At 46.0% G+C, this 13,134-nt stretch carries 15 protein-coding genes; 14 read left to right on the top strand and 1 reads right to left on the bottom strand.

Translation table 11 applies throughout. The features are described from left to right. Nucleotides 1-302: 302 nt before the first annotated feature. The 12 genes from ACDJ58_RS27055 to rsmI all read left to right on the top strand — a co-directional run bounded on the left by ACDJ58_RS27055 (nt 303) and on the right by rsmI (nt 9,863). On the top strand, nt 303-488 hold the full coding sequence (locus ACDJ58_RS27055; protein WP_110002322.1) for a sigma factor G inhibitor Gin: 186 nt from the start codon (nt 303-305) through the stop codon (nt 486-488). A 341-nt stretch (nt 489-829) separates the two neighbouring features. Next, on the top strand, nt 830-2,659 hold the full coding sequence (locus tag ACDJ58_RS27050) for an aminotransferase class I/II-fold pyridoxal phosphate-dependent enzyme (RefSeq protein ID WP_413373865.1): 1,830 nt from the start codon (nt 830-832) through the stop codon (nt 2,657-2,659). 94 nt (nt 2,660-2,753) lie between these two features. Then, nucleotides 2,754-3,182, top strand: coding sequence for a CidA/LrgA family protein (locus ACDJ58_RS27045; protein ID WP_413373863.1), 429 nt, complete (start codon nt 2,754-2,756; stop codon nt 3,180-3,182). After that, nucleotides 3,152-3,844, top strand: coding sequence for an LrgB family protein (locus ACDJ58_RS27040; RefSeq protein ID WP_413373861.1), 693 nt, complete (start codon nt 3,152-3,154; stop codon nt 3,842-3,844). The genes ACDJ58_RS27045 and ACDJ58_RS27040 overlap by 31 nt, the downstream gene beginning before the upstream one ends. 231 nt (nt 3,845-4,075) lie before the next feature. Beyond that, nucleotides 4,076-4,723, top strand: a complete 648-nt coding sequence (gene tmk, locus ACDJ58_RS27035; protein ID WP_413373859.1) for a dTMP kinase — start codon at nt 4,076-4,078, stop codon at nt 4,721-4,723. 62 nt (nt 4,724-4,785) lie between these two features. Further along, complete coding sequence (locus ACDJ58_RS27030; RefSeq protein WP_017691391.1) at nt 4,786-5,115, top strand: cyclic-di-AMP receptor; 330 nt, start codon at nt 4,786-4,788, stop codon at nt 5,113-5,115. Between the two features lie 261 nt (nt 5,116-5,376). Next, on the top strand, nt 5,377-5,820 hold the full coding sequence (locus ACDJ58_RS27025) for a YaaR family protein (protein WP_024633694.1): 444 nt from the start codon (nt 5,377-5,379) through the stop codon (nt 5,818-5,820). Between the two features lie 9 nt (nt 5,821-5,829). Beyond that, on the top strand, nt 5,830-6,801 hold the full coding sequence (holB, locus tag ACDJ58_RS27020; protein ID WP_413373856.1) for a DNA polymerase III subunit delta': 972 nt from the start codon (nt 5,830-5,832) through the stop codon (nt 6,799-6,801). 117 nt (nt 6,802-6,918) lie between these two features. Then, a complete protein-coding gene (locus ACDJ58_RS27015) occupies nt 6,919-7,719 on the top strand; it encodes a stage 0 sporulation family protein (RefSeq protein WP_024633696.1) in 801 nt (266 codons plus the stop codon). A 28-nt stretch (nt 7,720-7,747) separates the two neighbouring features. Continuing rightward, nucleotides 7,748-8,116 (top strand): DNA replication initiation control protein YabA, encoded by a 369-nt coding sequence (gene yabA, locus ACDJ58_RS27010; protein WP_413373854.1) that lies wholly within the window; start codon nt 7,748-7,750, stop codon nt 8,114-8,116. A gap of 85 nt (nt 8,117-8,201) precedes the next feature. Next, a complete protein-coding gene (locus ACDJ58_RS27005; protein WP_413373853.1) occupies nt 8,202-8,981 on the top strand; it encodes a tRNA1(Val) (adenine(37)-N6)-methyltransferase in 780 nt (259 codons plus the stop codon). Continuing rightward, on the top strand, nt 8,982-9,863 hold the full coding sequence (gene rsmI, locus ACDJ58_RS27000; protein WP_413373851.1) for a 16S rRNA (cytidine(1402)-2'-O)-methyltransferase: 882 nt from the start codon (nt 8,982-8,984) through the stop codon (nt 9,861-9,863). A gap of 291 nt (nt 9,864-10,154) precedes the next feature. On the opposite strand, the gene ACDJ58_RS26995 is transcribed toward rsmI, so the two are convergent. After that, on the bottom strand, nt 10,155-10,409 hold the full coding sequence (locus tag ACDJ58_RS26995) for an AbrB/MazE/SpoVT family DNA-binding domain-containing protein (RefSeq protein WP_024633700.1): 255 nt from the start codon (nt 10,407-10,409) through the stop codon (nt 10,155-10,157). A 318-nt stretch (nt 10,410-10,727) separates the two neighbouring features. Between ACDJ58_RS26995 and ACDJ58_RS26990 the strand changes: the two genes are divergently transcribed. Beyond that, nucleotides 10,728-12,008, top strand: a complete 1,281-nt coding sequence (locus ACDJ58_RS26990) for an HD domain-containing protein (protein WP_413373849.1) — start codon at nt 10,728-10,730, stop codon at nt 12,006-12,008. Nucleotides 12,009-12,337: 329 nt separating this feature from the next. After that, nucleotides 12,338-13,108, top strand: a complete 771-nt coding sequence (locus tag ACDJ58_RS26985) for a TatD family hydrolase (RefSeq protein ID WP_175382525.1) — start codon at nt 12,338-12,340, stop codon at nt 13,106-13,108. Nucleotides 13,109-13,134: the final 26 nt, after the last annotated feature.

The following is a 13,134-nucleotide window of genomic DNA, read 5'->3' as shown; positions in this document are numbered from 1 at the left end:
ATGAAGTGCGGGGATGTTTCTTGTAATGGCTGTCCATTCATGGTTTTCATATAATAGAAGAAATTGCAGGTCTGCGAGGTTTTAGCTACGTTATAAGGTAAGGAGAATGGGTAACAAATGCAGGCTGTCTCGCTGAAGTATAGAACGAATGGCATTTTTCTTATGTTTGTTTTCGGTACAGACACCCATAGAGGGGTAGGCGAATATATATATTTTATAGAAAGAAAGCACTATGAAAAGGTTTAAAATAATAGAAACTGTGCAATACTGATAGTAATACGTAAAACAAGGTGGGATGGTTGATGGAAGGACACGCCGAACACACATGCATTATCTGCGAACAGACCAAAAAAGAAGGCATTTTTATTGTATCTGAATTTATATGTGACGCTTGCGAAGCAGAAATGGTTCATACGGATGCACAGGATGCCAAGTACAATTATTTTATTCATCAGATGAAGCAGATTTGGGTGCAAAAGAACGCATAAAGAGCGTTAAATCATATTAGTGATACATCACATTGATTTGTATCGATGTGCATAGAGGCCCTAGGGGCCTTTTTCTGTTTCTATCCCGTAAATAAGAAGGGGAAAATGGACATGATAAGCACCCATGGGGTGACTGGATATGATGATGCTGCATTGGTGGAAACGGTGGTTTGCACGGGGGCTGGACAATTCCTGATATAATGAAAGGAGAAGTGCTTTACCTACACGTTTTGAATACAGCAGATCGTAGGATAGAAACATGCGTGGAGAGCTCTGTTGTTATAGAGAGAGCATTGGTACGAACAATATCAAAATTTATGAATGTACAGGATGATTATTCAATGGAGCATAAATCAAATACCGCACCTTTATATGAGGCGTTGCTTTCGTATCGTGATTCAGGGCAGCGTTCTTTTCATGTACCTGGGCACAAGAATGGACAAGTCTATCGCGGGTTACTGGAGCAAGCGGACCAGCAGCAGTCAGATGGAGAAGTTGGTGAAATTCACCGTAATGAGGGTGAGGCAAAGGGAAAACAAAGTCTGGGACGGACAGTAACTGATGGGGAAGAGAGCTTCAGACAAGCTGAGGAACAAGGGTATGGCATTGAAATTGGCGGTCTGATGGTTCATGGAGGGAATAGTACTGACGGATCTGCAGCAGATGTTGTACCGGTGAGTGCGTTTCTGGAGATGATGCGGATGGATGTGACGGAAATCTCAGGGACGGACGACTTGCATCATCCTGAGGGGGTCATATTGGAGGCACAGCAGTTGGCAGCGGATTGTTTTGGAGCAGAGGAGAGCTTCTTCCTTGTCGGAGGCAGTACGTCTGGTAATTTGTCTTTGCTGCTGACCGTATGTAATGAACCTAATAGTCTTGTACTGGTACAGCGTAATGTGCACAAGTCAGTCATTCACGGGTTGATGCTGGCAGGCGCAAGGGCTGTATTCCTGGAGCCATGGGTCGATTCAGCGAGTGGACTTGCGGTGATGCCGTCGCTTGAGACGGTGCAGGCCGCTGTCCAAGCATATCCTGAGGCAAAGGGAGTGCTTGTGACTTTGCCCAATTATTACGGCATGGGCGCTGATCTGAAGCCCATCGCTGAGGTGTGCCATGAGGCAGGCATGCCGCTGCTCGTGGATGAAGCGCATGGCGCGCATTATGGGCAGCATCCGGAGCTGCCAGTCTCTGCACTGTCCTGCGGAGCAGACGGTGTGGTGCAGTCGACCCACAAGATGCTGTCTGCATTCACCATGGGAGCCATGCTGCACGTTCAGGGACCACGGTTAAACCGGTCCCTGCTGCGTCAGCGTCTGGCCATGGTGCAAAGCTCAAGCCCATCGTACCCGGTGATGGCTTCGCTTGATCTGGCGCGCCGTTTGCTGCATGTGCAGGGCGCGAATGCCTTCACGGCGGGACTTGCCGCCGTGGACGCCTTTAAGCGCGGCCTCGCGGAGCTGCCGCGCTTTAGGTTGCTGCAGCCCGCGCAGCTGCGGCAGCAAGAGCCGCCAGCCGGGGCGAAGCCGGCAGCTGGCGGTAAGTCCGAGGCCACCGGTGCACCGGTGCGGCCAGAAGCAGTGCCCGCGGCGGAGTTGCCTTCAGCCGCGGGTTACACCGCTCAGGACCCGTTCAAGGCCGTCATTTATGACGGCACAGGGGTGCTGAGCGGTTATGGGCTGCAGCAGCAGCTGGAAGCGTGCGGCTGCGTGCCCGAGATGAGCGACGAACGATACGTCGTCCTGCTCTTCAGCCTGGGCTCAACGCTGCGCGATGCCGAGCACCTGTTGCAGGCTTTACGGCAAATCAGCCTTGAACAGGAGCGGAGCCAATCTCTTGGTGAGCAATCACAGCGTTTTACAAAAGATTCTGAAAATTATATTTCCACGTGGAACAATTTTCAAGAAGGAACTCCTTTCTCGGAGCCCATCCCGTTTACGTTGCAGCCGATTATGGAGGAGGATACGACAGAGGTATCCGTTGATAAGTGTGTAGGTCTTCGCTCTGCGGAAATGGTCATTCCGTATCCGCCCGGCATACCTCTTATGTACGCTGGTGAGCGAATAAGTGCGTCCATGGTTTCACGTATTAAGCTACTGAGAGATGAAGGAGCAAGGTTTCATGGTGTATCGGATACTTCGCTGCAATCATTGAAAATCATCAGGGAATAATTGAGTTTAGAAGACGCTCTTTGGATTTATGCAAAATGCTCAAACAAGTTAGGACATCATTGTTGTCTGGACATAAGAAAGAAGGGAACAAACTTTGGATATTCCGCTAAAAAAATATACGGGAATAGTCCTGCAAGTCATACTGATGTACAGTTTTTATTGGATAGGAAACCTGATTCAGGCTGTACTGCATCTGCCGTTAACAGGAAGTATTGTCGGGATGCTGCTTTTATTCATCGTCATTCAACTGAGATGGATCAGAATAAGCTGGGGCGAAGAAGGGTCATCCTGGCTTCAATCGAACTTGCAATTATTATTTATCCCTCCCACGGTGGGCATTATCAATCATTTTGATTTTTTTAGAGCCAATACCGTGCTGCTTGTTCTGGGGTTGATCGTTAGTACATTGGTTACCTGTCTGTTGTCTGCGAAAATCAGTGAATGGCTCATGGCGTGGAGATCGACGCATCAAGGCAAGAAGGAGGCGATCCCATGCTCGCATTCATCCTCGGAATCGGAATGATTGCCCTGACCGTGGCTATATATATTCCGGCGACTCATTTATATAGAAGGTTGAAGTGGCCGATTCTTATGCCCGTATTGACGGCAACGACTGTAATCGTACTGATTCTGATCATTTCCGGTATTAAGCTCGATACGTACATGCTTGGTGGCAAATGGATACAGGAGTTATTGGGTCCGGCTGTAGTTTCCCTGGCATTCCCTTTGGCGAAACACCTTGATGTACTGAAACGGAATATTATCCCGATATTAGGGGGGACCTTGGGTGGAAGCATCGTTGGCATGTCCACAGGGGCCGCCATATCGCTGCTGCTGGGTTATCCGCAAGATATCGTTATCGCATTATTGCCTAAATCCATTACGACACCCGTTGCCATTCAACTGGCTGATCAGGTGGGAGGAAATTCATCCTTCACTTCGTTATTTGTGATGATAGCCGGATTTTCGGGGATATTATTGGGACCCATGATTTTGAAATGGGCCAGAGTAAGTAGCAAAAATGCGTATGGGATCGGACTCGGCTCGGCTTCCCATGCACTGGGTATGGCAAGATCCTTTGAGTATGGAGAGAATGCGGTAGCGCTGAGTTCCGTATCCATGATTGTCAGTGCTATTGCCGGCTCTGTCATGCTCCCTCTATGGGTATGGATGATTTACGGCTGATCAGGCCAGGTGCCTTATCGGAAATATTGGAGAATAGCTGACCGCTAACGCGAGATCATGTATGGTATTATAGAAAGAAGCTCGTACCATACTCGAACCAACCTAATCCGTTAGTGATGAATATACACCTCTAGGCGGGCTATTTCATAGTCTGGAGTAGGAGAGGATCGAGGGCATAAATTATCGCAGCACAATTAGGAGCAATTATCGATATAGAAAGCAGGGAAGCATATGCAGGGCAGAGGTAAATTCATTACGTTGGAAGGGGGAGAAGGGTCCGGCAAAACAACGATGATCAGTAAGCTAGGTTCTTACTTTGAAAAACAGGGTATACCATATGTAGTTACTCGGGAACCTGGCGGGATTGAAATTGCGGAGAAAATACGTGCCATCATCCTCAATCCTCTTCATACGGCAATGGATGCACGAACCGAAGCGCTGCTCTATGCAGCTGCACGCAGCCAGCATCTGGCGGAGAAGGTGGAGCCTGCATTGAAGGCAGGGAAGACAGTTATCTGTGACCGATTTGTCGACAGCAGTCTGGCCTATCAAGGATACGCTCGTGGTCTTGGCGTAGAGAATGTTTGGGCCATTAATCGGTTTGCAATAGGTGAACTGATACCAGATGTCACACTCTATCTGGATATCGAGCCGGAAGCAGGACTCGCCCGCATTGATGCCCACGATGGACGTGAAGTTAACCGTCTGGATCTCGAAAGTCTGGAGTTCCACCGCAAAGTGCGTGAAGGCTATTTTTTGTTGAAGGAACAGTTTCCTGACAGGATCAAGGTCATCGATGCTTCTCAAAAGCAAGAAGAGGTCTTGGCAGCAATGATTTTGTCGCTTGAGACAGGGATTTTGAAGGATTTTGACGAGTAATTGTCTAATATATAGACAGGGCATTTCATAAGGTGCTTATTATCTGAAGGAGGTTATGCAGGATGAAACTGATTGTTGCGATTATACAGGATAAAGACAGCAACCGATTATCCAGCGCATTGGTCAAAGCAAATTTTCGGGCTACGAAATTGGCCAGTACCGGTGGATTTTTGAAGGCAGGCAACACGACGTTTATGATCGGTGTCGATGATGGTCAGGTCGAGTCCGTAATGAACGTCATTCGCAGCAGCTGTAAGGTTCGTGAACAGCTCGTGACTCCGGTCACTCCGATGAGCGGAACAACCGACTCTTACCTGCCGCTACCTGTCGAAGTTCAAGTAGGCGGAGCTACCGTGTTTGTTCTTCCGGTAGATCGATTCGAACACTTTTAATGATGCCATTATAAATAAAATTAAGCGTCCTTCTTGTAATCAAGAATCGCGTTCTCTGTCCGGAAAAAACTTTTCGATCAGGGAAAGATCTTATTTCGGACAGAGGTTGACTAACAACGAATAGATCCATATGGTGATATTTAACTACTATTATATATAGAGTATGATGTAGCACATATATAAGGTCTCCTCCACGCACAGGCGCAACGCGCACTGTGCTGATGGGCGATTGGCCTACTAAGATAGAAAGCAGGCGTTTCCATGAAAATCAACCCTGGATTCCGACCGATGCAGAGTGGACTCAGTTCTTCCGATTCCGGCTCCAAACCGGTTCAATCCAAAAATTTCTCTGATATGATGAATCACCAGGGTGAACGGGCATCACAGGCTGAACTTACCCGCCGATTAAGTGAGATACAGATGCAGGGTGACCGTTTGTCTCGTTCCATGACAATTCGAGAATTGAAAGCATACAAGCAGCTTGTAAAGAGGTTTCTGGAGGAAACGGTCCGTCGCGGTGTATCTATGAAAGAGACTCGAGGATGGGATCGTCGGGGAAGAGGGAAGCGTTACAAGTTAATTGATGAGATAGACTCTGCCTTATTATCTATGGCTGATGAGCTTTTAGAAACAGAGGAAGGCAAGATTACGTTATTACAGCAAGTAGGAGAAATTCGGGGAATGCTTATTAATTTAAGCTTCTGAGGAGGAAGTATGTCCTTTCAACAAATTATGGGTCAGCAGGCAGCCAAGCAGATGTTACAGAGCAGTTTGAGACGTCATGCCATAAGTCATGCCTATTTGTTTAGCGGACCATCCGGCAGTGGACAATTGCAGGCGGCGATCACATTTGCCAAAGCAATATTCTGTACAGAGCTTGAAGATGATGCCTGCGGACAGTGTCTTGAATGTCGTAAGGTGGAACATGGAAATCATCCTGATCTAACCATGCTTGCACCGGATGGAAATAACATTAAAATTGATCAAATTCGGGATTTGCAGCGTATCTTTTCATATCGTTCAGAGGCGGGGCATCCCAAAGTATATATTATCGAACAGGCCGAGAAGATGACTGTCCAAGCGGCCAACAGCTTGCTGAAGTTTCTGGAAGAACCTCAGGTGCCCGCGGTAGGCATTTTGATTACGGATAATGGACAGGCGATGCTGCCCACCATTCGTTCACGCTCTCAATTGGTTCCTTTCAGTGCACTGAATCCGGAAGAGATGCTGCAATCGCTGATTGTGGAAGGGCACCCTGCCAATCTGGCTCGCTCTGCCGTCCATTTAGCGTCAGGACTGGAAGCATGTAGAGAAATTCTCCAGCAGAATTGGTTTGCAGAAATTAGAAACGTAATGTTACAATTAGGGAAGGAGTCCCTGGGTAGAGGAAGTACATCATTGATCTCTGCACAGCAGAAGCTTTTTAAAACCGGACTCTCAGAACACCTGGATACGATGCTTAGCCTGTTCCATTTATGGTTCAGGGATATGCTGTATGTCCAGTATGGTAGGCATGAACATATCGTTTTTATAGATCAGTTGGACATGCTGTCTCAGTTGGCCCATACCCGCAGCACCGAGCAGTGGGTTTCCTACATGGATATGGCCGCAGCATGCAGAAAAAAATTGCGTTTCAATGTCAATGGCCAGCTTTGTCTGGAGCAATTTTTGATCGGTTTGGCATAAGACTGGGAGAGGACAGATTTTGTTCCAATCATATGCAAACGGTTATAACTTCGGCGGGTTCCCTAAGAAGACAGGGCTTCAGACGAAGTGGGATTGGCTTACGAGGGGGTTAATTTTTTGTATAGTGTAGTGGGTGTCCGTTTCAAAAAAGCGGGCAAAATTTATTACTTCGATCCCCTGGACCTTCCCATTGAAAAAGAAAACTGCGTTATCGTGGAGACAGCGCGGGGGGTAGAGTACGGTAAGGTTGTCGTTGGCAAGAAAGAAGTGGGCGAGTCTGATGTGGTGTTGCCGCTCAAAAAGGTCATCCGGGTGGCGGGCGAGACAGATGCCCGTGTCGTAGATGAGAACAAGCGTGCAGCAAAAGAAGCATTCGGTACTTGTTTAAATAAAATCAAAGACCACGGCCTCAAAATGAAGCTGGTCGATGTGGAATTTACGTTTGACCGCAATAAAATTATTTTTTATTTTACAGCTGAAGGAAGAGTGGATTTCCGGGAGCTGGTCAAGGATCTGGCAAGCATTTTCCGGACACGGATCGAACTGAGACAGATCGGTGTACGTGATGAAGCAAAGATGCTTGGAGGAATCGGACCTTGCGGCCGAGTATTATGTTGTTCTTCCTGGCTGGGAGACTTTGAGCCGGTATCAATCAAGATGGCTAAAGATCAGAGCCTGTCACTGAATCCGACGAAAATTTCCGGGTTGTGCGGAAGACTCATGTGTTGTCTGAAATTTGAGCATGATAACTATGAAAGTGTGAGAGAAGAATTGCCGGCTGTAGGCAAGTTGGTCGTCACCTCTTTGGGTGAAGGAAAAGTTGTCGGCATCAATGCCGGTAATCGCACAGTCCATGTTCAACTGTTCGACATCAGTAAAGTCAAAGAACTTCCGCTGGATGACGTCGTTATCAAGTAAACCATAAAGGTTGCTTCGGGGTGGAAACTTGGAAAAGAAAAATCTGTTTACGCACATTCATGAAATGGAAACCCAATTGGGTCAGTTGCACAGTGATTTAGGAGAGTTAAAAATGATTGTTAAAGAGCTGCTTGAAGATAATCAGCGGCTTACCATCGAGAATGAGCAGTTACGCAAACTGCTGAAGCGTGAGGCCCCGGCAGATTTGCCCATCGCATCGGCGCTCGCTCCGGTAGCAAGGCCTGCGGGTCCAGCTAATGGTGAAGATGTTGTAGGTGAAGGGTATGATAATCTGGCTCGGTTGTATCACGAAGGATTCCATATCTGCAATGTCTATTATGGACATTTGCGGACGGAAGGCGATTGTCTGTTCTGCCTGTCTTTTTTGAATAAATGAAGTGGCCGTAGGGATCCCCTACGGTTTTTTTTCAAGGTTAAGAACCTTGTCTGAGATATAGAGTACCGGAGGATGAGTGTATCATATGACAGAAATATCAGTAAAATTGCAAGATTCGGAGCGAATCGACGATTTGCTCTCTCATGATTTGAAGATTATTCAAAGTGATGAAGTGTTTAGTTTTTCGATGGATGCCGTATTGTTGGCCCGATTTGCTTCAGTACCGAAACGTGGTCGTGTGCTTGATTTGTGTACAGGCAATGGGGTTGTTCCCATTTTGTTAACCACACGAACGCAGGCGCGTCTGGAAGGCATTGAAATTCAGCCACGATTGGCGGATATGGCACGTCGCAGCGTTCAGCTGAATGCATTGGAAGAATCCATTACGATTCATGAAGGTGATTTGCGTGAACTCGTGAAGGAAACGGGCCATGCTGCATACGATGCTATAACGGTTAATCCTCCGTATATGCCCTTGAATGGAAGTGATCTCAAGATGAACACTCATCAGGCAATGGCACGCCATGAAATCGGGTGTACGCTGGAGGAAGTCATTCAGGCCTGCAATCGACTGGTGCGCAATGGCGGTAAAGTATCCATGGTTCATCGCCCGCAGCGTCTAGGAGAGATCATCTCTCTGATGCGTGAGTACAAACTTGAACCGAAGCGGATTCGGATGGTACATCCCCGTGCTCATTTGGAAGCCAATATGGTGTTGATTGAAGCACTCAAAGATGGGAAACCGGAGGTACGCATGCTTCCACCACTGATTGTCTACAATGAAGAGGGGAAATACTGCGAAGAAATCATGGACATATATTACGGTGCACAGCATGCACAACGTACAACGGAAGAAGGGTTATAGATGACATTGCATATTCAGAAGAGCTACGCGGAGCAGTTGGATGATGCCGGTAAACTATATTTGGTAGGAACACCAATCGGTAATCTGGACGATATGACATTTCGAGCAATTAAAACATTGCAGAGCTGTGACATCATTGCAGCGGAGGACACTCGTCAGACCCGAAAGCTGCTTACCCATTTTGAAATTACACCATCGATGTTGTTCAGTTACCATGAGCATAATAAGGCAGCCAGTGGGCCTGAACTAATACGCTATATAATAGAAGGAAAAAATTTGGCACTCGTCAGTGATGCCGGTCTGCCGGCCATTTCGGACCCTGGTTCCGATCTTGTAAAACTTGCGCTTGATGCTGGAATTACGGTCATTCCCATCCCTGGAGCCAATGCCGCGTTATCAGCTCTGATCGTATCCGGTTTACCGACGGAGCGTTTCACATTCGGCGGTTTTTTGCCGCGGGAGAAAAAAGACATGCGAAAAGTGATGGAAGCTTTTAATGAGTCCAACGGTACGTTGCTATTTTATGAGTCCCCTCACCGTATTCGCAAAACTTTGGCCTATCTCGAAGAGATTCTGGGTGATCGGTCGATCGTACTGGCGCGTGAGCTGACGAAACGTCATGAGGAGTTCGCAAGAGGCAGTATCCAAGAGTGCATAGAATGGCTTGAGGAACATCCGCCACTTGGGGAATATTGTTTGCTTGTAGAAGGTATCAGGGAAGAGGAGCGTAAGGCGGAGCGGGAAGCTTGGTGGCAACTGCTGTCTTTGGAGGATCATGTGAGCCATTATGAGAATGAAGGACTTAGTCGTAAAGATGCGATGAAGAAAACGGCAACGGATCGGGGTTTGACGAAACGAGATGTATATAACGCTTTAATCTAATAACGAATCAACAAAAATATGCTGGAATAGGGAACATAAACTTAAAGGGACCTTAGATCCAACCTTAATGGAATATGAAAACGAGCAGAGCGGGCAAAAAAATATATTACGAACGTCACCGCTCTTCTTTTTGGAGTTAAACAGACTCGTAGCTCGATTTTTTGGGTAATGAAAACCAATAATAAAGCAAAAAAATACCTTCCAGCGGTGGGGTTCACACCGGGAAGGCGATCAAGGAATATAAAAAGGTTAGAAATAACAATTTAATAAGACCATTATACCTGATACTTCTTATTTTGTCACAGGTGCAGGGATTTCGGAAATACATTCGTTACAAACAATTTTACCTTTGAAATAAGTAACGTTCTCTGCATTGCCACAGAAGATACAAGCTGGTTCGTATTTTTTTAACATGATGCGCTCGCCGTCAACATAGATCTCAAGAGCATCTTTTTCACCAATACCGAGCGTACGGCGCAATTCGATTGGAATAACTACCCGTCCCAGTTCATCCACTTTTCTTACAATACCTGTTGATTTCATCATTATAATCAGTGCTCCTCTCAGCTAACGATCATTGTCATTATTCGACATTATTTTATGTTTTATGATACTCATCATACCAACGATTCCCAAAACAGTCAACCTTAAAATTAGCTTAAAATAAAGGCTGTTTTTGATAAGATTACGAGGGGTAAGGGATTGGAAGCCATTTTTCGTATTTAAACATCAATGTCAGCTTTGTCGATTTGGAAAACGACAAAACTACCTTATTCGACAAGATTCGTCAAAGCGTGTCGAATCTTTGGTAGTATTATACTGAAAAGCGACAAATACAAACGATATTTAAAGGAGTGAATAGACATGGAACAGCGTTTAACGGAAGAAAAGGTGTTTAAAGATCCGGTACATAATTATATCCATGTGCAAGATCCGATTATATGGCAGTTGATCAACACGCCCGAGTTTCAACGTTTACGCCGAATCCGTCAATTGGGAACATCGTTTCTTACTTTCCACGGTGCAGAGCACAGCCGCTTCTCACATTCCTTGGGTGTCTACGAAATTACGCGTAAGATTATTTCCCAATTCGAAAGAAGTCACTATTCAGATTGGCCAAAGGAGGAAAAAACGGTAGCCCTTTGTGCAGCATTGCTCCATGATCTTGGACATGGGCCATTCTCTCACTCTATAGAAGAAGCTTTCGATATGAATCATGAGGATTGGACTTGTCGGATCATTACAGGTGATACCGAAGTAGGGGCGATCTTAAGACGGTATGCTCCCGATTTTCCAGAGAAAGTGGCTTCTGTTATTCAAAAAACATATGAGCAACCGATTGTCGTTAATTTGGTAACCAGTCCGCTCGATGCGGACCGCATGGATTACTTGCTTCGGGATGCCTACTTTACAGGTGTAAACTATGGGACGATTGACCTTGACCGTATCCTGCGTATGTTGCGTCCATATCACGGACGAATCGTGGTCAAGGAGTCGGGCATGCACGCCGTGGAGGATTACTTGATGTCCAGGTACCAGATGTACTGGCAAATTTACTTTCATCCGGTTACCCGAAGTTCGGAAATTATATTGCGGCAAATATTTAAGCGGGCAAAAAGTCTCATACAGCAAGGTTTTCAATTCCGCTTCATGATTGATCCACTGCCCCAGTTATTCGATGGAGATCTATCGGTGGATGAATATTTGCAACTGGACGAAGCTTTGATTCAGACGGCATTTATGCAGTGGCGCAAAGAGGACGATGCTGTTCTAAGTGAGTTATGCGAACGATTTATAGATCGCAAATTATATAAGTATGTAGAGATTGAACAGATCGACGTAAACATGATTGAAGAGATTCGGGAAGCCTTCACTGTAGCCGGTCTCAATCCCGAGTATGATCTGGAAATTGATTTTCCAACGGATAATCCGTATGATGTGTTTCGTCCGGATGAATCCACGGACAAGCAGATTTTGCTGCTTGATCGGCAAGACAAGTTACATGAGTTGTCAGAAGTGTCCGACATTGTCCGTTCAATCAGTGGTCTTCATCGCGGAAAGCATCACTTGTATTATCCGCAAAATAAGGTGGATGCGATTGTTCATGAATTACCGTCCCATATACGCCCCTATTTCTCACATTAAATGATGTGCAATGCTGTACATGAGTCATGATGCAAAAAGCTTTCTAAAAGAGCTATTTATCATGATACAGTAATCTGCTTTAATGGAGAGTACATGTAGATCGACATAATTTTGTAATCAGAGCAATTAGAATACAACCCGAGTGGCTAAGAATAAGCACATATAGATATGAAAGAACCTGTTCGTTCTACATGTTGTGCTCAATGAACTAATGGAATGAAATATAGAAAAAAGCATGATTTAATTAGTAATATTTATGTTTTGGTTAATACCTGCAGGATGGATTAAAAGAGATAGTCGTTTATTCGACATGAAGGGAGAAATACAGCATGATGTTGTTCGACACACATACACACCTGGATGCACCACAATTCGACGAGGACCGCGAGGAAATGATACAGCGTGCCGTGGATGCAGGCGTTGGTCGTATGATTAACGTGGGCTTTAACCGGGAGACCATTCCATCCACGATGAAGCTGGCTGAAACCTATGATTTTATATATGCTGCGGTAGGTTGGCACCCAGTGGATGCAATCACGATGCAGGAGGGTGATCTGGAATGGATTGCATCTTTATGCAAGCATGAAAAAGTGGTAGCCATCGGTGAAATTGGTCTAGACTATTACTGGGACACTTCACCGAAAGAGGTTCAACATCGCGTATTACGACAACAGATTGGTCTGGCACGTGAGTTGAATATGCCGATTGTCATTCACAACCGAGATGCGCATGAGGATATTGTAAAGATTTTGCGTGAAGAGAAGGCCGGAGAAGTAGGCGGTGTCATGCATTCCTTCTCTGGCAGCTGGGAAACGGCGAAGATGTGTCTGGATTTGGGCTTTCATCTTTCCTTCGGAGGACCAATCACGTTCAAAAATGCGAAGCAGCCCAAAGAGGTACTTGAGAAGGTTCCTATGGACCGATTTTTCATCGAAACGGACGCTCCTTATTTGACACCGCACCCTTATCGTGGAAAACGAAATGAGACAGCGCATGTACGTCTGGTTGCAGAAGCAGCTGCGGAAATTAAAGGCATTTCGGTAGAGGAAATTGCAGCAATAACGACCAAAAATGCCATGGAACGATTTGGGATTCGTTAAAATATTGAGCAAAACGGGTGAAAAAG

It is taken from the genome of Paenibacillus taichungensis, from assembly GCF_047302525.1.
Classification (GTDB): domain Bacteria; phylum Bacillota; class Bacilli; order Paenibacillales; family Paenibacillaceae; genus Paenibacillus; species Paenibacillus taichungensis_B.
Note: the sequence above shows the minus strand (reverse complement) of the source record. Positions and strands in the feature narration are given on the sequence as shown.